General features: G+C 60.6%; 1 protein-coding gene. It reads right to left on the reverse strand.

Annotated features, from left to right (window positions below):
• Positions 1 to 46: 46 nt before the first annotated feature.
• Positions 47 to 328 carry a hypothetical protein gene (locus J5M67_RS28060; RefSeq protein ID WP_207888628.1) on the reverse strand — a complete coding sequence of 94 codons (282 nt, stop codon included), beginning with the start codon at positions 326 to 328 and terminating at the stop codon, positions 47 to 49.
• Positions 329 to 490 lie beyond the last annotated feature (162 nt).

A 490-nucleotide genomic window follows, 5' to 3' on the forward strand; every position in this document is an offset into this window, starting at 1 on the left:
GAGTAAAACCGCGAGCATGACGTCAATGGCCATCAGTTTTGCCGATTCAGTGTTTGCGCAGCCATGACACGGCGATGACAAGCAGTGGTGCCAGCAGAAACACCCAGCCCAGTGTGCGGATCGCCAGTGGCGGTGTCGGACGGTCGATGCGGCTGCGTGCCCAGCCCCAGCCTTCGCTGCGGCTGATGGTGCCTCCGTACCAGATCAGTCCCAGCGGTATCGCCAAAGGAATCAGCAATGCCACGGCACCGGACCAGCCTTCACGTGCCCACATGGCTTGCAGGTAAGCCAGCGCAATCAAAGCGGAAACCAGGCGCTGGCGGTCCATGAATCAGGGGTGAATGTTGCTCGTTGCGCAGGCTTCGGCTTCGATCTGCAGGGTGACGTGTTCGATGTCGAAACGTTTGTGCAGCGTGTGCTGTGCTTCACGCAGGATGTCTTCAGTGCTGCGTTCGCCGCGGGTGACCAGATGGGCGGTCAGGGCTGGTTC

This window comes from Pseudomonas sp. 30_B (assembly GCF_017491605.1).
Classification (GTDB): Bacteria; Pseudomonadota; Gammaproteobacteria; order Pseudomonadales; family Pseudomonadaceae; genus Pseudomonas.